Below are 18475 nucleotides of genomic sequence, written 5' to 3'. Positions count from 1 at the left end.
AACTTATCCCTCATATCCTACCCCTCAAGGCCCTAAGGATTATTATGGTGAGTATGCCCTCTCCTATGCCCACAAGGATATGTGGGAAAAGCACGGCGGGAAGGACCAAAGATAGCTTGAAAGGGAAGTAAAGGGGCTTTCCGAAGGGGTCTTTGAACAGGTAGGGATGTATGCCAAGCACAAGGGCTACAGCAAAGGCAGACATTAAGGTTGATAAAAAGCCAGAAAGGAAAAGGGAGGCTTTATCCTCAAGGTATCTTTTGGCGATGAGATAGGTATAGTAGGCACAAAGGCTTCCTAAAAAGGCTATGGATAGGGAGTTTATGGGAAAGCTTGTTATACCACCTTCTCCAAAGATGGTAGCCTGTAGGAAAAGGACCAAGGATATGGAGAGGAAGGCTGTCCATGGGCCAAAGAGTAAAGAAAGGCTTGCCACACCAAGGCCATGCACGGAAGTGCCACCGGGCAAAGGTATGGCTATGGACATGATGATAAAAGAGAAGGCAGACAGGGATGCCAAATAGGGTATCGTTTTCTCTTTTAGGTTCTTTTTAAACCTCTTGAAGGCATAAAACAAAAGGCCTATATCTACAAGGTAGGCTGGTATGTAGACCTGCGGAGCCAAAAAGCCATCGGGTATATGCATGCAAGCCTCCTAAAAAAGGGTGGAAAGGGTAAGGATAAACCTGTAGCTTTCCTTACCTTCTGAACCTTGCTGTTGGCCTTCTTCATTTAGCCTCTTCCATAGGGGGACCTTTATGCCGGCACCAAGGGACATGCTTTTGTAATAAAGCCTGATTCCACCCACTCCGTAGAGTATGCTACCACCAGAAGCACTCTGTTTGACTCCATCCTCCTTGTCTCTTTGATTATGTTGAAAATTGGCCTCCAAGAGTGCATCCAAACGTAGTTTTCTATCCATGTCTTCATAAAACCTGTAGGCCAAGGTCGTATTTAGTCGGAACTCATCGCCAAACTTGTATTTTTTCCTTCTTCCATCTTCTGTGTAGTTATAGGTGTGTTCAAAGAACTTTATGTAGTTCGTGTCAAAGACAAAGGTAAGCCTTGGAAATCTGACGAGTTGTTTCGTTGCCGTAAAGCCCAGTGTTATGGAAGGCTTGCCAAAGCCTGTGGACATATCGGGTTCAAATTCTCCCTTTGGATCCCTTGACCTGTCATACTTGTTAGGGTTGCCCGTTGGTAAAGATATACCACCGTATAGGGTAAAATGCCAGTCCATAAGGTCATCAAGGCTTTCCTGTCTTGGAACAAGCTTAAAGCCTTTATCGTACTTAAAGCCAAAGACAGCCATGAGGGATAGGTCCGCAAAGCCCGAGTTGGTGTAGGAATAAAAGCCACCATCCTTTGATTTTATCTCCTTTTTTGTGTAGTAGGGGATGAAAAGGTAAAGGGAGAGCCATGGCCTTAGACCATAGCCTATGCCGTAGGTCCAAAAGTGATAGCTGTCCTTTTGGTCTGGAAACTCTGAAAAGCTGTACCTTTTCCATTTGACATGGTCAAGCTTAAGGTAGAGGAGCCATTTACCTTCTGGAATGGTGGCAGAGCTTGAGGTTTCAAGGGGTGCGCCAGGGCCTTCCAAACCAACGCTACCCAAAGAAGCAACGCCATGGTGAGCAAAAGAAAGGCCTACAGCTAAGGTAGATACTACCAGCACCTTTTTCATCCTTTTGCCCTCCTAAGGTATATTTCCAAAAGCCCAAATATTCCCAAAAGCCATCCTAAGCCTGCCAACACCTTTCCATACCTTTCCAAGAGGTTCTTCTCCTCCTTAAGGTCCTTCCCTTCAAAGTTTATTTTTACCTGCGCACCATGGCCGTCCTCTGAGTAGGTTATAACCGTCCATAAACCCCCTTCTCTTGGACAGAAAACCACCCTCCCAAGGGCATCCGTACTACCTATCTGGAAGGGTGCCCTTTCCCCCTCCTTATACACCTTGTACTCCTCATAAGAGAACTTGCTACCATCTGGAAAGAAAAAGCTGACCACCACACAGTTCCCTTCTCTATGTATGGTGTGTTCAAGGTCATGGGCAAAGAGAAGGGCAAAGCTTAGTAAAACACCAACAAAGAACATCATCTTACCTCAAAGATAAGGCTTGTGCTTTTAATGATGTAATCCGCCTTTATGCCATCCGCCCTTTCTTTTATGGAAGTGCTTATCCTTTGAAGGCCCTTTCCCTTTATCCTTACGTTTATACCACCGTCTTCCTCCGTTGTGCCAACAACGTGGTTGTTATGAAGGACCACCACACCTTTAACAGGCTTTCCCCTGTAATAAACCCTAAGCCTTACCTTATCATATAGCTTAAGGTTAAAAGGGTCTTCCAAAGGCACTATCTCAAGGTCTTCCGTTAGGGGCCTTTTGAAGGCCTCCGACCACTCCTCCATCCTTTTTACACTTTCGTAAGAGAGCCAACTTTCCAAAGGGCTTTCCACCCTATCCTTTGGTAGGTTTTTAAGACCTTGCACTCCTTTGGTCCAATAGCCTGTGGAAAAAAGCACATAATAGGCGGAGCAAGCCATAGGAAAGGAAAAGGGATAGTCCTCCTTTATGGCCACTTTCATCCCATTCCCTTCCTTATTAAAGCAAAGAGCCTTTAACACGTTTTCTGTCTTGTATTTTATGAACTTTTCCTCTCCTGGCTTTGGCTCAAGATGGCCATAATAAAGCACCATTTTACCCTCTCTTTTTTCCAGCCAAAGGTCATGGGCAAGGCAGAGGGAAAAGGTTAGCAAGAAAATTAAAGCTATCATAAAAGCCCTCCTGCAGGGAAAATATTAATGAATAATTGTTCAATTGTCAAGCTGTTTTAAAGGAAGAGGACCATAAGACTTTCTTATAGGTCCTATAAGAAATTCACCCTTGACACATGGAAAGGGTCTATGCTAAAAAATTATGAATTAATATTCAATCAAGGAGGTGCCAACTATGGAGACCTTTTGGGAGACCTTTAAGAGGCACGGCGTAAGCCGGAGGGACTTTTTGAGGTTTGCCACAGCCATAACCGGCCTTATGGGCCTTTCACCCTCCATGATACCAGAGGTGGTAAGGGCCTTGGAGACAAAGCCCAGAGTTCCTGTTTTGTGGATACATGGGCTTGAATGCACCTGCTGTTCTGAGTCCTTTATAAGGTCCGCAACCCCCCTTGCCTCCGATGTATTGCTTTCCATGATATCCCTTGAATACGACGATACACTATCGGCGGCAGCAGGCGATGCCATAGAAAGACATAGAGAAGAGATCATGAAAAAGTATTGGGGGAAATATATCCTCGCCGTTGAGGGAAATCCACCTTTGGGTGAGGATGGAATGTACTGCATAATAGGTGGAAAGCCCTTCTTGGAGAACCTTAAGGAAACGGCAAAGGGAGCCAAGGCTGTAATTGCTTGGGGTTCTTGTGCAAGCTGGGGATGTGTGCAGGCCGCAAAGCCAAACCCAACCACTGCAGTCCCCATACACAAGGTTATAACGGACAAACCCATAATAAAGGTCCCCGGATGCCCACCCATAGCGGAGGTTATGACGGGTGTTATCATGCATCTTGCCCTTTTTGATAGCATACCCCCTCTGGACTCTCAAGGTAGGCCAAAGCAGTTTTATGGAAACAGGATACACGACACATGCTACAGGAGGGCCTTCTTTAATGCGGGTCAGTTTGTGGAAAGGTTTGACGATGATGGAGCCAAAAAGGGCTGGTGCCTATATAAAGTAGGATGCAGAGGTCCAACAACCTATAACTCCTGCGGTAATATACGCTGGTACAATGGCCTCTCTTATCCCATACAGGCTGGCCATGGTTGTATAGGCTGTGCGGAGGAGAACTTCTGGGACAACGGGCCCTTCTACGAAAGGCTTACCAACATACCAGTGCCAAAGGTGGAAGCAAGCCCAGATAAGGTGGGTGCCACCCTTGCAGCTGCGGCAGCTGCGGGTGCTGTTGCCCATGGTATTTTGTCCAAAGTAAGAAACAAATAAAAGGAGGTGATAGACATGGCAAGGGTTGTAGTTGACCCAGTAACAAGGATTGAGGGGCACCTAAGGATTGAGATCATAGTGGATGAAAAAACCGGTAAGGTGGTGGATGCCCTTTCCTCCGGCACCATGTGGAGAGGCATTGAGCTAATATTGAGAGGAAGGGACCCAAGGGATGCTTGGGCTTTTGCCCAAAGGATATGCGGTGTTTGTACCTCTATCCATGCCTTGGCATCGGTAAGGTGCATAGAGGATGCCCTTGATATTCAAATCCCCAAGAATGCCAACTACATAAGGAACATAATGCATGGGTCTTTGCAGGTTCATGACCACCTTGTACACTTTTACCACCTTCATGCCCTTGACTGGGTATCCCCCATAGAGGCCCTAAAGGCTGACCCGGTTCAGACGGCAGTTTTACAAAACCAGCTCCTTGAAAAATACGGTGCCATTGGAGACCTCCTGCCGGACCCCATAGTGCATAGAGCCTATCCAAAGAAGTTCCCAAAGGCAACTCCCGGCTACTTTAGAGCCTTCCAGGAGAAGATAAAGAAGATAGTGGAAAGTGGACAGCTTGGCATATTTGCAGCCCATTGGTGGGACCACCCAGACTACAAGCTATTACCACCAGAGGTGCACCTTATGGCTGTGGCCCACTACCTTAACATGCTTGATGTCCAAAGGGAGCTATTTATACCACAAGTTGTCTTTGGAGGTAAAAACCCACACCCCCACTATCTGGTAGGAGGCATGACTTGCTCCATATCTTTTAACGATATGAACGCACCCATAAACGCAGAAAGGCTTGCGGTGGTTGAAGACTCCATATACACACAAGTGGAGTCCGTAAACCTATTCTACCTTGTGGACCTCCTTGCCATAGGACATATATACGTGCAAAAAGGACAAACCTACGGAGGAGGCCTTGCAAAGAAAAGGGTCCTTGGCTACGGAGAGTTTCCCGATGAGCCCTACAAGGGAATAAAGACGGGAGATTATCACACCAAGATACTTCACCATTGCAACGGTGTGGTGGAAGACTTTGCGGAGGGTGTGGAAAAGGCCAAATACTATCCTCTTGTAGGCAAGGACTTTGCAGACCCCAACGTAATACAGGAGTTTGTGGCCCACTCCTGGTATAAGTACCCAGACGAAAGCAAGGGCCTACACCCATGGGATGGTATTACAGAGCCTCATTATACAGGACCAAAGGAGGGAACAAAGACCAATTGGAAGTACCTTGATGAGAAGGGCAAATATTCATGGATAAAGTCTCCAAGGTGGAGAGGAAAGCCCTGCGAAGTGGGCCCCTTGGCAAGGTATATAGTGACCTACACAGCCGTAAAGCAAGGACATATAAAGCCCTCTTGGATGGATGAGATGGTGGTAAGACAGGTAGACTTTGTTTCTAAGGTGCTGGAGTTGCCACCCCATGTATGGCTTCCTACAACGGTGGGAAGGACTGCAGCAAGGGGCTTGGAGGCCCAGCTTGGAGCTGCGGCAAACCTCTACTTCCTCAAAAAGCTCTACGATAACATAAAGGCTGGAGATACATCCGTCGCTAACATGGAAAAGTGGGACCCCTCCACATGGCCCAAAGAGGCAAAGGGTGTGGGAATTGCGGAAGCACCAAGAGGTGCTTTGGGACACTGGGTCATCATAAAAGATGGCAAGATAGCCAACTACCAATGCGTGGTTCCTACCACATGGAACGGCGGTGCAAGGGACCCCATGGGCGGACAGGGAGCCTTTGAAGAGTGTATGAAGGACACACCCGTTAAGGTTATAGACAAGCCCCTTGAAGTTCTCAGAGGCATACACTCCTTTGACCCGTGCCTTGCGTGCTCTACCCATGTTTATGATACGGAAGGAAGGGAGATAGTGGAGGTAAAGGTTCAAGGAGCTCAAGCTTGCTACTAAGGGAGGTATAAACCATGGAAGTCAAAAGGATTTATGTTTTTAGCCCAGGCCTTAGGCTTTGGCACTGGGTAAACTTCCTTTCCATCCTTACCCTTTTTATAACCGGCCTTTACATAGGCAACCCCTTCTTTTTAGGACCTACGGGCTACGAGGCCACCTATGCCTACGATAAGGGGATAACCATGGACTTTATAAGGAAGGTCCATTTCATAGCAGGCTATGTGTTCCTATCGGGCTTTATCTTCAGGGTCATAATAGCACTCTTTAGCAAAAGGGACAGGATATTCATTCCACCTCTCTGGAGAAGGGATTACTGGATAGGGCTAAAAGAGATAACGCTAAAGTATGCCCTTATTATGAAGGACAAGGAGGGAAGCGAGTACATAAGGAACGCATGCGCAAGGACTGTATACCCCCTTGTCTACCTTCTTTTTTTCTTTATGATCATCACAGGCTTTGCCATGTACGGCATGTCTAAGCCCGATGGCTTTTTGGCTTCTCTCTTTGGATGGGTAATATGGTTCCTTGGTGGTGAGTTTATGGCGCACATGTGGCACCATTGGGTAGCTTGGATCATAATAGTGTTTGCCATACTCCATGTCTACTTTGTCATCAGAGAGGAGATGATAAAGAGAAATGGCGAGCTTACTTCTATGTTTAACGGCTATAAGGTCTTTGAAAAGGATCCTGTGGATGTGGAGGATATAAAGGGATGAAGATAGCCGTCTTGGGTGTGGGAAACGTGCTGTTGTCCGATGAGGGCTTGGGAGTAAGGGTGGTGGAAGAGATAAGGAAGAGGTATAGTCTTCCGGAGGAGGTGCTTTTGATAGACGGTGGCACCTTGGGGCTAAGCCTTCTTTACTTTTTGGAGGGTGTGGAGAGGCTTTTGGTGGTGGATGCTGTGCTGGGGGGCTTGCCCCGGGCTCTCTTTACAAATTCAAAGGTGAGGAGGTCTTGACCTACTTTAAGAGTAGAAAGCTTTCTGCCCATGATATAGGCATTCAAGAGGTGCTTGCCTTGGCGGATTTAACAGATAGGCTTCCTAAGGAGATAGTGGTCTTGGGCTTGGAGCCAGAGAGCTTTGAGATTTCTTTGGACCTTTCTCCCTCTGTAAAAAATAATTTAGACAGGCTTATTGAGGAGGTCATAAGTCAGCTAAAAGAGTGGAATGTGGAGGTGAGAGATGAGGCGGGTGAGCCTTTTGGAGCTTCAAGCCCTTAAGGAAGAAAAAGGGGATTTCATACTATATGTGAGGTCTGACAGGGCAAGGGAGAGGATAAGGGAGGTCTTTGATACGGATGTGGTGGTGCCAGAGCTGGAAAAGAGCTTTAGGCTAGATTTTTTCTCCATAAATGCGGATGAGGAGCCAGATGTGCTAAAGGAGTTTCCCCTCCCTTCCCTCATACTTTTCAAGGATGGAAAAGTTGTTCATGTGCTAAGGGGTATAAAAAATTGGAACGAGTATGTAAAAGCCATAACAGAGACCTACTTTTAGGAGGATTGGCATGCTTATGAACGCTCCCGCCTTACTCAACGAGATCCTACAGGCCCTAAAGGACCTCTACGAAAAAGGAAAGGAACACATCATATACTCCAACAAGGTGCCCATAACGGAGGAAGACAGAATAGCCATACTGGATGTTTTGGGAGAGGGTCAAATAAAGATAACGCTGAACTCTAAAAGTCAAAAGGTGGAGTGGAGGGAGACAGGTATATATGGAGTGTGGATAGGTGTATTCTACGATAGGGACAACAAGCCCATTCTGGAGACTGTAGAGATAAGCTACTTTCCAAAATTGGCCTCTGCGCAGAGGGAGGATGTGGAAGAGTCCATAAAGGTTTTGGAAGAGAGGATAAGGGCGCTTCTTAGCCCTCTTGAGGCTGAAAGAGTGCCTGACCAAGAGAGAGGCCCCCATCCGTAGGTGGCACCCTCTGATGTGTATAGACCTTAAAGCCTTCCGCCTCCAAAAGCTCCTTTATCTTGCTTACAAGGGGGTCGTTCTGCATCACACCTCCAGAGAGGCATACCCTTTCCATGCCCAACTCCTTTGCCACATGCAGGCATACATGGGCCAAAGTGTTTATAAACCTTGATGGAATCTTTTCCCTTTCCCTGTCCTTTATGATCGCCTCAAGCATGGGCCTCCAGTCTATCTGCCTTTTTTCCAAGGCGTAGGGGTAGTGGTCCTTTACAAGGGGGTCGTAGAGGTCCTCAAGCATCATGGCACCTTGGCCCTCATAAGAGACCACTTGCCTTAGCCCTATCAAAGAGGCTACTGCATCAAAAAGCCTTCCCACAGAGCTGGAATAGGGTGAGTTTATCCCCTTGGACCATGCTATGTATAGGTTTTTTAAATCTTCTTCCCTGAAGGACCTTACAGGCTCTAAGGACATGCCTGTGGCATCCTCTCTGTAGAGTTCAAAGAGTAGGGATAGGGCAACCCTCCTTGGCTCCTTTACAGCCCTCTCACCGCCTATTAGCCTAAAGGGTCTAAAGTAAAAGGCCCTTTCATAGCCTTTGTAATCGCACACTAAAAACTCACCACCCCAAAGGCTTCCATCCTCACCATAGCCCGTTCCATCCCAAGCTATGCCAAGCACCTTTCCTTCTATCCCCCTCTCTCCCATGCAGGAAAGCACATGGGCAAAGTGGTGCTGGACCTGAAGGAGTGGAATGCCTTTCCTCTGAGAAAACTCCTTTGCCCACCTTGTGGTCTCATACCTGGGGTGTAGGTCGCACACCAAAAGCTCTGGCTCAAACTCATACAGGCTCATGAGGTCAAAGACCATATCCTCAAAGCTTTTTAATGTTTCTATGTTCTCTATGTCTCCCACATGTTGGCTTAGTATTACCATGTCTTCAAAGCCTATGGCAAAGGTGTTCTTTAGCATGCCCCCAAGGGCCAAAACCTTCCTTTTTAACTTAAAGGGTAGCCTTATGGGCATAGGTGTATAGCCCCTAGACCTCCTTATGGGTGTGGGCAAACCACCTATGACTTTGACCACAGAGTCGTCGCACCTCCTTTTTATATCCCTGTTGTGGAGAAGCAAAAGGTCTGCCAAGGGACTTAGCCTCTCTATGGCCTCTTGGTTGTCCTTTACTATGGGCTCATCCGAGAGATTGCCAGAGGTGGCCACCACTGGAAAGTCCAAAGAGTGCAAGATTATATGGTGTAGGGGTGAATAGGGCAAAAAGGCTCCTATCCTTTTGAGGCCTGGGGCCACAGAGGGCGCAAGCCCTCCCTTACTCCTTATAAGCACAATGGGCCTCTCTGGAGACAAAAGCAAAGCCTTTTCAAGCTCCGTTGGCTCCGCATAAAGGAGTAGCTGTTCCATATCCCTGAACATGACCGCAAAGGGCTTTTCCTTCCTCCTTTTCCTCTCCCTCAAGGTTCTCACCGGCTCTTCCCTTGTGGCATCACACATAAGATGAAAACCACCTATGCCCTTGACTGCCACAATCTTTCCCTCTTTTAAGGCTTGCAGGGTGGCCTTTATGCTTTCTTCTCCCTCCGCCAAAAGTTCTCCATCCTTTGTAATCAGGCTAAGGCTTGGACCGCAGGATGGGCATGCAATGGGCTGGGCATGGAACCTTCTGTCCCTTGGGTCCTCATACTCTTTTTTACACTGAGGACACATGGGAAAGGCCTTCATTGTAGTGTTTGGCCTATCGTAGGGAAGCCTTTCAATGATGGTAAACCTTGGACCGCAGTAGGTGCAGTTTATAAAGGGATACATATACCTTCTGTCCTTTGGGTCAAAAAGCTCTTTGAGACACCACTGGCATGTGGCTATGTCGGGCAGTATGAGAACCTCCTTCTTCCCCTCCTCCTTGCTTTCCCTTATCTCAAAATCCTCATAGCCTACCTCTTCCAAGTATTCTATCTCTTGAGAGTATATGTGGGCCAAGGGAGGCTTCTCTGTTTGAAGCCTAAGGAGGAACTCCTCCAGAAGTTGCACCTTTCCTTCCACCTCTATCTCCACGCCGGAGGAATTGTTTATGACCCAACCCCTAAGGCCCAAATCCTTTGCAAGCCTGTAGACAAAGGGCCTAAAGCCCACACCTTGAACGGCTCCCTTAAGCCTTACCCTTAACCTCATCCTCACATTCCAATTCCAAACTCTTCAAAAGCAAGTCCTGTCCACCTTTTATATGGGTCTTCAAAGACCCACAGGCTGGACACAAGAGGTTTAGCTCCTCCTTTTCGTATTCCCTTTTGCAGTCCTCACACCAAAGCCTTAGCCTTTCTATCTCCAAAACAATCTCCGCCTTTTCCGCAATGGTCCCTTCCTTAAAGGTGTTAAAGGCAAGCTCCAAAAGGTGAGGCTCCACACCGGATAGCACACCCACCAAAAGCTCCACCCTTAACACCTTTTGCGCCTTGTGCCTTTTTGCCTCCTCTTCTATTACCTCCAAAAGGCTTTGGACTATGGAAAACTCATGCATCAGCAGATCCTTGGTAAAAGCTCTCCCATGGGTGGCTCAAGGAACCTTTTTGTCCCATAAGGAGTCTTCAGTATGACCGATGGCCTCCCTTCAGGCCTTATGGCGTAGCCTATGATGCTTGCCTCCTCTCCCTTAGGATGTTCCTTTAAGACCTTAAGGGCCTTCTCTGCCTCCTCTCCCTTTACTGCAAAGACTATCCTGCCCTCACAGGCAAGGTGGTATGGCTCAAGGCCCAAAAATTCACATATACCAAGCACCTCCTCTCTGATTGGCACCTTCTCCTCCTCCACCAAAAAGGAAACTTGAGAGGCCATCGCCCACTCATGAAGCACGGCCGAAAGGCCTCCCCTGGTTGGGTCCCTCATGGCATGGACTTCCACACCACTCCTTAGCATGTGTTCCACCAGGTCCCAGAGTGGTTCGCAGTCGCTCCCAAAGCCCTCTCCAAAGTAAAAACCTTCCCTTTCTGCCAACACGCAGGCACCATGGTCTCCTATGGGCCCAGATACAATTACGGCATCCCCTTCCCTTATGTTCCTACAGGAAAGGCCCTCATAGACCACCTTCCCTATGCCGGAGGTGGTAATAAAAAGGTCCTCGCCCCTGCCGGATGGTATGACCTTTGTATCACCAGCCACTATGAGAACTCCCGCCTCCCTTGCCGTCCTTGCCATGCTTTCCACTATCTTTTCTAAGTCCTCGTAAGGAAAGCCCTCCTCTATCACAAAGGCCACAGAGAGGTAAAGGGGCTTTGCACCCATTACCGAAAGGTCGTTTATGGTGCCAGCCACCGCCAGCTTCCCTATATCTCCACCCCTAAAGAACAGGGGCTTTACTGTAAAGGCATCGGTGGTAAAGGCCACCTTTGAACCCACCTCAAGCAGGGCAGAATCCTCAAGGGAAAAGAGTATGGGGTTGTTAAAATGCTTTAAAAAGAGACCTTTTATGAGCCTCCAGGTCTCTTCTCCACCACCACCTTCAGAAAGTTTTATCCTCTTCATCTTATCACCTCAATGGGTTGTGCATACAGAACACAGGTCAAAGCTTCTAAGCACCATCTTTGCATGAATTTCCTTTTTTAGGCCCAAAAGGGCCCTTTCTGCCACCCCATAAAACCTTTCACACCTTGGCCCAAGGTTCCACTGGGATGGTGTAATTATTAAATAGCTATCTATAATGCCCTTCTTTATCCTTATCCTGTGGATAAGCGTCCCCCTTGCTGCCTCCACAGCACCATAGCCCAAGCCATTGACCTCTAAGGGAGGCCTCTTTATACTTGAGGACCTATCTTGTAAGACCTCCTTTAACTCCTCCGTCCAATCCTCTATCTTCTTTGCCACAGTCCAAACCTCCAAAAGCCTTGCAAAAACCCTTACCACAAAGGAGTCCTTCAATTCTTTATGCATTGCCTTTATAATGGGTGTGCCCGCCAAGAGCTGTCTGGAGAGGGGTCCAGTCTCAAAGGGTAAGCCCCTGTACCTTACAGGCCTTGCCCTTGTGTATTCTGGTGCTTCCATCTCCTCCACACAGCCAAACTTTAACCTGCCATGAACCATCCTCTTCATGTAGTATCCAGAAGGGCCATAGAGGCTTGCAAAGCTTATAAACCTATCGTAGGACCTTCCAGCCTCCAAAAGGTCTTCCCTTTCGCAAACCTCAAGAAAAATAGCCATATCACCCTTAACATCCCTCCAGCTACCCTTATAAAGCCACTGGTTAAACTCTCCCTCTTCCATACCCACCACAAGCTTGAGGAAGAAGTCCTTGAGGGCCAAAAGGGTCTGTTTTAAAGATACTATGTCCTTGGGTGTGGGCTGTGATGTTATGCCGCCGGGTATGGCGTAAGAGGCGTGGGGCCATTGTCCGGAGAAGAGGGCTATGGCCTTGGTTATGCTTGATGCCACCTCTATGGCCTCTTTCCATCTTTTGCCAACAAAGGGCCCATAAAGGTCCCGTAGGCTGTTTTCTATGAGGACAAGGTCTGGCATAAGGAACAGATAGAACCATTTGATATGGTTTTGAAGGACCTCAAGGCTTTGGGTTATGTTCCTAACAAGCTCCGCCTTTTTGGTAGGACCTATACCAAGGGCATCCTCTATGGCCTTTGCAGTGGCTATAAGATGTGCATGTCCGCATATGCCACACACCCTTGGTGTTATAACCAAGGCATCCATATAGGGCCTGCCCACAAGCACCCTCTCTATACCCCTTGTAGAAAGGATGTTTATCCTTGCATCCGCCACCTCTCCATCCTTCCAAAAAAGCTCAAGCCTTGCCTCGCCTTCAACCCTTGGAAGACTTATACCTTCAACCCTCATCCTTTAACCTATCGGGTGCAAACATCTTTGCTACGCCGGAGAGCATTATGTAGCCCCTCTTGGAAACACCTATGGGGAGCTCCGCCGGTATGCCAGCATATTGCTTTGTCTCCCACAGACCTATGCGTGGGAAGTCATACTCGGTGCATCCAAAGCAAGGAGTTCCCGCCCTTGTCTTTGAATTAACACCGTTCCAAAGGATTTGATTGCAAGAACTGTAGCTAAGGGGCCCTCTACAGCCAAAGTGATAAAAAAGGCATCCCTTTTTTGAACCAAGCTCCTCGGCCTCCACCTTCCATTCAAAGTATTCGTTCCTTGTGCATCCACAATGGGTAAGGGAGGAGTAAAAGGCAAGGGGCCTGCCCCATTGGTCAAGCTCCGGCCTTATGCCCTCCGCAAGCATAAGCATGGTCGTCGCTATCCATTCTGGGTGGGCCGGACACCCAGAGAGGTTAATAACGGGCAAGCCTCCCTTTGAGAGGAAATCACCGCCCAAAAGGCCACCCCTTTCCTTAAACCTATAAGAAAGGCCACAGATATTTTGGTCCGAAAGGGCTGGTATGTTGCCATACACGGCGCAGTTGCCAACGGCCATAACAAAAAGGGCCCTCTGGCAAAGCCTTTTTATCTCCTCATCATCACACCTTACCGCACCCTCAAGCACCAAAAGGTCTATATCTTCTCCTGTCTCAAGAATTCTCTCTATTACTCTATCCTGTGGTTCCAAAGAAAGGGAAGGGTGGTATATAAACTCCACACTCTTTAAAAGGCTTTCCCAGTTTTCATAGTTGAGGAAGGAATGTGTGTTGCCACAGCAAGACAATCTCTGTATCCACAAAACCCTCATACCAAAGCCCTCTTATAGGCCTTTACCTTAAACCTTATATAGTCCAGCCAATCTTCCATGCCCTCTCCCGTCTTTGCAGAAAGCCTTATTATGTCCATATGGGGGTTTACCTTCCTTGCGGAGTTTATAGCCCTTTCTATGCTAAAGTCCACAAAGGGAAGGAGGTCTATCTTTGTTATAACCATAAGCTGTGCGCCTTTGAACATAACGGGATATTTTTCTGGCTTGTCATCGCCCTCCACCACGGAAAGGAGGACCACGTTCATGTGGGCCCCCACATCATAGCTTGCTGGACATACAAGATTTCCCACATTTTCTATAAAGACAAGGTCAAGCTCCTCAAGGGGAAGGCCATGTATGCCCTTATGCACCATAAAGGCATCAAGGTGGCAGGCAGAGCCGGTGCTTATCTGAACCGCTGGCGCACCCTTGGCCCTTATCCTCTGAGCATCCCTGTCCGTTTCCAAGTCCCCCTCTATAACACCTATCCTTAAATCCTTCAAAAGCTCTATGGTCCTCTCCAAAAGGCTTGTTTTCCCAGCACCCGGCGAGGACATGAGGTTTATGGCAAAGATGCCATGCTCTTCAAAGTGCTTTCTATTTTCCTCCGCCTGATGGTCGTTCTTTTCAAGGACCTTTTTAAAGATGGCAACTTCCTTATGTGTATCTTCCTTATGGTTTATGGAGCATCCGCATTCCTCACACATGGCTACCTCCTGAATAATTATTCACCTAAATTAATATAGGCTACTACCTCCTTTTTGCAAGCCATGTGCAAAAAATATTTGAGACAAAAGATAGGGCTTAGTGCTTTTTACCCCCCGGAGAAGGGGGGTAGGAGGAGGTGAGCCATGGGGGATCGCTGGGATTAGAGTATAATAATATAGCATGGAATTTGCAAAATTGCAAGGGTCCGGAAACGATTTTATAGTAATAGACAACAGGGATGGAAAGGTAGATAAGTTAATTGAAAAGCTTGGCATTTCAATAAAAGACTTTGTAGTAAGGCTTTGTGCTTTCCATACGGGCATAGGTGCGGACGGTTTAATACTCATAGAAAACCCAGAAAACAAAGAAAACCATTTTAAGTGGAAGTTCTTCAACTCCGATGGCTCTGTGGCGGAGATGTGTGGCAATGGTTCAAGGTGTGCGGTGAGGTTTGCCTACGAAAAGGGTATAGTTGGAGAGGAGGTAAGGTTTGAAACCTTAGCTGGGCTTATAAGAGCTTGGGTGCTTGAAGGAGGGAGAAGGGTAAAGGTGCAACTTACCAAGCCCTTTGGCTACAAGGATGTAGCCCTTGAGGTGGACGGGCAAAGGATAGAGGGAAGCTTTATAAACACGGGCGTGCCACATTTTGTGGCGGTTGTGCAGAACTTGGATAGCTTGGATGTTAAAAAGCTTGGAAGGGCCATAAGGTTTCACAAGGAGTTTGAACCAAAGGGAACCAACGTAAACTTTATAGAACCTATAAGTGAGATGGCCATAAGGATAAGGACCTACGAGCGTGGTGTGGAGGCCGAAACACTTGCCTGCGGGACTGGCGCCACAGCCAGCGCCATAGTGGCCTACAAAAAGGGCCTTGTGAAAGAAAGGCCTGTGGAAGTTTATACAAAGAGTGGCGAACTATTGAGGATAGACTTTGACCAAGGCTTTGAAGAGGTCTTCCTTGAAGGTGGTGTTTGTAAGGTTTTTGAAGGCATTTTTACAGAAGAGGCCCTTCTTTGTATGAGATAGCTCAAGGTCAATAGACTTTAAAGGTTCTATAATCTTCCTATGCCTGAGATAATAATAGCGGAACATGCGGGCTTTTGCTTTGGAGTAAAAAGGGCCATAAGCCTTGCGGAAGAAGCCCTAAGGGATGGTCAAAAGGTCTTTAGCATGGGTCCCCTCATACACAACCCACAGGAGGTGAAAAGGCTTGAGGAGAAGGGCCTTGTGCTTCTCAAAGACGAGAACCATCTAAAAGAGGGCCATAGGGTGCTTATCCGTTCCCATGGCATTCCACCCCAAAAGGAAAGGGAACTCCTTTCAAAAGGTGTGAAAATAATTGATGCCACATGTCCCTACGTCAAGGCGGTGCATTCTGCAGTTATAAGGCTTTGCCAAGAGGGCTACTTTGTGGTTTTGGTAGGAGAGAAGAACCATCCCGAGGTGATAGGCACCCTTGGGTATTTGCAAGAGTGCGGCGGCAAAGGAATAGTGGTAGAGAACAAAGAGGACCTCAAAGAAGCTCTTGGAAAGGAAAGGGTGGGCGTGGTGGCCCAAACCACCCAAAAGGAGCAGTTTTTCAAAGAAGTGGTGGGAGAGCTTGCCCTGTGGGTAAAGGAATTAAAAGTAATAAATACCATATGCAACGCTACATCCGAAAGGCAGGAGGATGTTTATAGCCTTGCGCCCAGGGTGGATGTGATGGTCATAATAGGCGGTAAAAACAGTGGAAACACAAGAAGGCTTTATGAGATAGCCAAAAGCCTAAACCCCAACAGCTACCATGTGGAAACCGCAGAAGAGCTAAAAGAGGAGTGGTTCAAAGGCGCCCAAAGGGTAGGCATAACGGCAGGTGCCTCTACCCCCGATTGGATAATAAGGGAGGTGGTGGAAAGGATAAGGGCTTTGACTGTATAATTAAATCTATACGTGGGGTGAGAAATTCATCCTTTGTAGTGGCAGGTTTTAAACCTGCCAAATTATAAAACATCAGGCGGGTTCAAGACCCGCCACTACTTTTGGATTTTTTATTAGTAGTTGCACGGCATGCCGTGCTTCTACATTTCTTGTCTCATTTATTTTTTGCAAGAAGGTATGATGGTATCCCAGCTTCTTAATTAATTTCTCACCCGGCGTGTGTTTTGACTGTATAATTAAATCTATGAGATGGTTTTTCTTTTTGCTTTTTGTTTTTAGCTTTTCCTTTTCACAAGACCTCTACACAGAGTTTATAAAATCCCAAGTAAAAGAGATACCCCTAAACAAGGCCATAGTGGTAGGGAAGGGAAAAAATGAACTCATCAGCTTTATAAACCCCGACTGCGGGCATTGTAGGAAAGAGTGGAAGGCCCTAAGGCCCCATCTGGACAAGGTCAAGATATACGTGTTTTTACTGCCCTTTAAAACCTTTCCGGAGAGCTATGCAAAGTCCAACTACATAGCCTGTTCAAAGGACAAGTTAAAGGCCCTTGATGAGGTCCTCTCTGGAAAGTTTGACGGAAGGCCTCCCCTTGTAAAAGACTGCCCTCTTGTGCAAGAACACATAAAGGTGGCGGAAAAGTTAAACGTGCAAGGCACGCCCTACAACATAATCCTTAAAAATTACAAGGTAATAGAAGGCTATAGCCCAGCCCTTCTTAAAGAGCTTGGTATTCAATGATAGTGGTTGTTATGGGCCTTTCTGGCTCTGGCAAGTCCTTTTTGGCAAGCCTTTTGCATGAAGAGTTTGGCTTTGAATGGATAAGGAGCGACCAGGTAAGGAAGGAGCTGGCGGGTATAGAAGCAAGCCAAAGGGTAAAGGTACCCTACGGGGAAGGTATATACTCTCAAGAGTGGACTCAAAGGGTCTATAAGGAGATGGTAAGAAGGGCAAAGGAGAAGGCAGAGGAGGGAAAGGATGTGGTCTTGGATGCCACCTTTCTTGAAGAGTGGCAAAGGAGCTTGGTAAAAGAGGAGTTCAAAGATGCTCTTTTTCTTTTGGCCTTTGCCCAAGAGGAGGAGATAATAAGGAGGTTAAAAAGCAGGAAAGATATATCTGATGCGGACATAGAGGTTTATCTAAAACAAAAGGAGAGGTTTGTGCCACCAGCGTATGCCATCCCAATAGATACTCAAAGGTCCAAGGAGGAGCTTAAGGCTGTCCTGCTGGAGCTACTCCAAGGTTATGGATGGAAAGGCACTCAATAGACTTATTTAAAAAATCGCCATTGGTCAGCTTACAATCTGGGCTCAATCCCTTATCGCTGGTTATAGTTTCTCCACTTGGTAGTTTCATCTCAAAAGTGACAAGCCTTAGGACATGACCGCAAGGGTCAAGAGGGTATAAATTGCTTCCCACATACTTTCCAACTGTGTTTTCTCCAACTATAATAGCTTTTGCGTGTCTTTTCAAAAGCACGGCCACAAGCTCGGCAGCGGAAGCAGTTTGCTTGCTAACCAAAATAACCATAGGCTTGTTTAATCCTTCCTTGTTTTTAAACTGGTATACACCGAAGTTTCTATCCCTACCCTCCAAATAGAACATCACACCCTCTCCACCAACCAGCATATCCACTATACCCTTTGCTACGGAAATTAGACCACCACCGTTGTCTCTAAGGTCCAAAAGTAATACATCAAAACCCTCTTGTTTTAATTCTTCCAAGGCCTTTTCAAAGGCTCCAAGGGCAGGCTGGGTAAAGTTATTTATCTTTACATAGCCCACCCTAAGCTCCCCATACCTTAATACCTTTACATCCTCCACAACAGGAACTTCAAACTCTCCCTTTACCACTTCAACTTCTTTAAAAAATCCCTCCCTTATAAGCTCAACCTTTATGATTTCACCCCTCTTTGCCTCTGTTAAAACCTTTCTCCATAGGCTTTTGTCCATAACACCGTTAATGGAAATGATAAGGTCTCCCTCCTTTATGCCGTATTTTTCCGCCGGCGAGTTTTTAAAAACTCTAACCACATATCCTTTATCATCCCATCTTATACCCAAGCCCAGCATCTTGGAAGAGGAATACCATAGCCTTTCATCCTCTTGCTTTGTTATGGCACTCCAACGGTCTCCTATCTTCCTTAGGTATTGGATTAGCTCCTGCTCATCCTTCCACTGTATGTCTTTTATTTTGTCCCACCAAAGATAGTGTCTTTCCATCAAAGATTTTATGTTTTTTAAAAGCTCTTCCTTTGGGCAGTCCTCCCCTCCCAAGGCTACACGAAAGAGTAAAAGGATAAGGATAAGGGGCGCACCCATAA

20 protein-coding genes and 1 pseudogene are annotated in these 18475 nt (G+C 47.0%); 10 read left to right on the top strand and 11 right to left on the bottom strand.

The window, feature by feature from the left end; genetic code table 11:
- Positions 1-10: 10 nt before the first annotated feature.
- From ACZ5GB_RS05735 to ACZ5GB_RS05720, 4 genes are read right to left on the bottom strand one after another with little or no spacing between them, the layout of a single operon-like run.
- Positions 11-646 carry an energy-coupling factor ABC transporter permease gene (locus tag ACZ5GB_RS05735; protein WP_464326300.1) on the bottom strand — a complete coding sequence of 212 codons (636 nt, stop codon included), beginning with the start codon at positions 644-646 and terminating at the stop codon, positions 11-13.
- A 9-nt stretch (positions 647-655) separates the two neighbouring features.
- Positions 656-1684, bottom strand: a complete 1029-nt coding sequence (locus tag ACZ5GB_RS05730; protein WP_464326299.1) for a transporter — start codon at positions 1682-1684, stop codon at positions 656-658.
- Positions 1681-2097: a hypothetical protein gene (locus ACZ5GB_RS05725; RefSeq protein WP_464326298.1), complete on the bottom strand. Its 417-nt coding sequence runs from the start codon at positions 2095-2097 to the stop codon at positions 1681-1683. The genes ACZ5GB_RS05730 and ACZ5GB_RS05725 overlap by 4 nt, the downstream gene beginning before the upstream one ends.
- Complete coding sequence (locus tag ACZ5GB_RS05720; RefSeq protein WP_464326297.1) at positions 2094-2774, bottom strand: DUF4198 domain-containing protein; 681 nt, start codon at positions 2772-2774, stop codon at positions 2094-2096. The genes ACZ5GB_RS05725 and ACZ5GB_RS05720 overlap by 4 nt, the downstream gene beginning before the upstream one ends.
- A 175-nt stretch (positions 2775-2949) precedes the next feature.
- On the opposite strand from ACZ5GB_RS05720, the gene ACZ5GB_RS05715 reads away from it, so the two are divergent.
- From ACZ5GB_RS05715 to ACZ5GB_RS05690, 6 genes and pseudogenes are all read left to right on the top strand, one after another.
- Entirely contained in the window at positions 2950-3996 is a 1047-nt protein-coding gene (locus tag ACZ5GB_RS05715; RefSeq protein WP_464326296.1) for a hydrogenase small subunit, read from the top strand.
- Positions 3997-4011: 15 nt separating this feature from the next.
- Positions 4012-5913 (top strand): nickel-dependent hydrogenase large subunit, encoded by a 1902-nt coding sequence (locus tag ACZ5GB_RS05710; protein ID WP_464326295.1) that lies wholly within the window; start codon positions 4012-4014, stop codon positions 5911-5913.
- Between the two features lie 14 nt (positions 5914-5927).
- Positions 5928-6629 (top strand): Ni/Fe-hydrogenase, b-type cytochrome subunit, encoded by a 702-nt coding sequence (gene cybH, locus ACZ5GB_RS05705; protein WP_464326294.1) that lies wholly within the window; start codon positions 5928-5930, stop codon positions 6627-6629.
- Positions 6626-7134 (top strand): annotated as a pseudogene (locus tag ACZ5GB_RS05700) (HyaD/HybD family hydrogenase maturation endopeptidase). Before cybH ends, ACZ5GB_RS05700 begins: the two are co-directional and overlap by 4 nt.
- Entirely contained in the window at positions 7097-7408 is a 312-nt protein-coding gene (locus ACZ5GB_RS05695) for a thioredoxin domain-containing protein (RefSeq protein WP_464326293.1), read from the top strand. Before ACZ5GB_RS05700 ends, ACZ5GB_RS05695 begins: the two are co-directional and overlap by 38 nt.
- Positions 7409-7418: 10 nt before the next feature.
- A complete protein-coding gene (locus tag ACZ5GB_RS05690; protein ID WP_464326292.1) occupies positions 7419-7835 on the top strand; it encodes a hydrogenase expression/formation protein in 417 nt (138 codons plus the stop codon).
- Here the strand turns inward: ACZ5GB_RS05690 and hypF are convergent.
- Genes hypF through hypB form a run of 6 tightly spaced genes read right to left on the bottom strand, consistent with a single transcriptional unit; the run spans position 7780 to position 14232 of the window.
- On the bottom strand, positions 7780-10014 hold the full coding sequence (gene hypF / locus ACZ5GB_RS05685; RefSeq protein WP_464326291.1) for a carbamoyltransferase HypF: 2235 nt from the start codon (positions 10012-10014) through the stop codon (positions 7780-7782). The genes ACZ5GB_RS05690 and hypF overlap by 56 nt on opposite strands.
- Positions 9992-10360, bottom strand: a complete 369-nt coding sequence (gene hypA / locus ACZ5GB_RS05680) for a hydrogenase maturation nickel metallochaperone HypA (RefSeq protein ID WP_464326290.1) — start codon at positions 10358-10360, stop codon at positions 9992-9994. The genes hypF and hypA overlap by 23 nt, the downstream gene beginning before the upstream one ends.
- The gene (gene hypE, locus ACZ5GB_RS05675) at positions 10360-11361 is read right to left on the bottom strand and encodes a hydrogenase expression/formation protein HypE (RefSeq protein WP_464326289.1); all 1002 of its coding nucleotides are present in this window, start codon (positions 11359-11361) and stop codon (positions 10360-10362) included. Before hypE ends, hypA begins: the two co-directional genes overlap by 1 nt.
- 9 nt (positions 11362-11370) lie before the next feature.
- A complete protein-coding gene (locus ACZ5GB_RS05670; RefSeq protein ID WP_464326288.1) occupies positions 11371-12678 on the bottom strand; it encodes a nickel-dependent hydrogenase large subunit in 1308 nt (435 codons plus the stop codon).
- Entirely contained in the window at positions 12668-13525 is an 858-nt protein-coding gene (locus ACZ5GB_RS05665) for an NADH-quinone oxidoreductase subunit B family protein (RefSeq protein ID WP_464326287.1), read from the bottom strand. The genes ACZ5GB_RS05670 and ACZ5GB_RS05665 overlap by 11 nt, the downstream gene beginning before the upstream one ends.
- A complete protein-coding gene (hypB, locus tag ACZ5GB_RS05660) occupies positions 13522-14232 on the bottom strand; it encodes a hydrogenase nickel incorporation protein HypB (RefSeq protein WP_464326286.1) in 711 nt (236 codons plus the stop codon). The genes ACZ5GB_RS05665 and hypB overlap by 4 nt, the downstream gene beginning before the upstream one ends.
- A 181-nt stretch (positions 14233-14413) precedes the next feature.
- Between hypB and dapF the strand changes: the two genes are divergently transcribed.
- The 4 genes from dapF to ACZ5GB_RS05640 all read left to right on the top strand — a co-directional run bounded on the left by dapF (position 14414) and on the right by ACZ5GB_RS05640 (position 17419).
- The gene (gene dapF / locus ACZ5GB_RS05655) at positions 14414-15259 is read left to right on the top strand and encodes a diaminopimelate epimerase (RefSeq protein ID WP_464326285.1); all 846 of its coding nucleotides are present in this window, start codon (positions 14414-14416) and stop codon (positions 15257-15259) included.
- Between the two features lie 39 nt (positions 15260-15298).
- The gene (ispH, locus tag ACZ5GB_RS05650; RefSeq protein WP_464326284.1) at positions 15299-16150 is read left to right on the top strand and encodes a 4-hydroxy-3-methylbut-2-enyl diphosphate reductase; all 852 of its coding nucleotides are present in this window, start codon (positions 15299-15301) and stop codon (positions 16148-16150) included.
- A gap of 244 nt (positions 16151-16394) precedes the next feature.
- The gene (locus tag ACZ5GB_RS05645) at positions 16395-16892 is read left to right on the top strand and encodes a DsbC family protein (RefSeq protein WP_464326283.1); all 498 of its coding nucleotides are present in this window, start codon (positions 16395-16397) and stop codon (positions 16890-16892) included.
- Positions 16889-17419 carry a P-loop nucleotide/nucleoside kinase family protein gene (locus ACZ5GB_RS05640; protein WP_464326282.1) on the top strand — a complete coding sequence of 177 codons (531 nt, stop codon included), beginning with the start codon at positions 16889-16891 and terminating at the stop codon, positions 17417-17419. The genes ACZ5GB_RS05645 and ACZ5GB_RS05640 overlap by 4 nt, the downstream gene beginning before the upstream one ends.
- Here the strand turns inward: ACZ5GB_RS05640 and ACZ5GB_RS05635 are convergent.
- Positions 17364-18473, bottom strand: coding sequence for a S41 family peptidase (locus ACZ5GB_RS05635; RefSeq protein WP_464326281.1), 1110 nt, complete (start codon positions 18471-18473; stop codon positions 17364-17366). The genes ACZ5GB_RS05640 and ACZ5GB_RS05635 overlap by 56 nt on opposite strands.
- Positions 18474-18475: the final 2 nt, after the last annotated feature.

The organism is Hydrogenobacter subterraneus (assembly GCF_055390195.1).
Note: the sequence above shows the minus strand (reverse complement) of the source record. Positions and strands in the feature narration are given on the sequence as shown.